The sequence below is a fragment of the Actinomyces sp. HMSC08A09 genome (genome assembly GCF_001807465.1).
Taxonomy (GTDB): Bacteria; Actinomycetota; Actinomycetes; order Actinomycetales; family Actinomycetaceae; genus Actinomyces; species Actinomyces oris.
On record NZ_KV789105.1, the window covers coordinates 1 to 568 of the forward strand.

General features: G+C 68.8%; 1 protein-coding gene. It reads right to left on the reverse strand.

Translation table 11 applies throughout. From position 1 onward, the window contains the following. Positions 1-82: 82 nt before the first annotated feature. On the reverse strand, positions 83-532 hold the full coding sequence (locus HMPREF3165_RS04670; RefSeq protein ID WP_070511191.1) for an RpiB/LacA/LacB family sugar-phosphate isomerase: 450 nt from the start codon (positions 530-532) through the stop codon (positions 83-85). Positions 533-568 lie beyond the last annotated feature (36 nt).

Here is a 568-nt window from a genome sequence, read left to right on the forward strand (position 1 = left end):
CTCGATGAGTTTCCGTCAGGGGCCACGCACGTAGAGACTGCGGATAGTGCCCTGGGCACCTGTCCGCTCGATGGAGCCGCCGTCAGGAGTGGAGGCGCGCCTCGTAGGCGGTGATCTCGCCGACCTTGGGGCCGTAGCTGCTGGTGGGGTCGTGGCGCAGGTCGAGCCAGATGTCGATGAGCGCCCAGGCGGCGGGGGCGGCGATGACGTTCTGTCCCATGCACAGGATCTGGGCGTCGTAGTTCTCCACCGAGCCGCGCACGGTGAGCAGGTCGTGCGCGGTCGCCGCACGCACCCCAGGCACCTTGTTGGCCGCGATGGCCGTTCCCACGCCGGTGCCGCAGATGAGAAGCCCGCGGTCGGCCCGCCCCTTGGCGACTGCCCGGGCGACCTGGAAGGAGACCTCCGGGTAGGTGATCTCCGGTGTGGACAAGTCGAGGACGTCGCTCACACGCCCGTCCTCAGCCAGTCGTCCCGCAAGAGCGTCCTTCAGGAGGGCTCCATTGCCCGGGGCACCGATGGCGATTCGCATGCGCCCAGTCTCTCAGGCCTCGTCACGGAAGGCGAG

What these genes read in the sequence shown, in the direction of transcription:
- HMPREF3165_RS04670 (WP_070511191.1), bottom strand. Translation starts at nt 532, where the DNA reads ATGCGAATCGCCATCGGTGCCCCGGGCAATGGAGCCCTCCTGAAGGAC.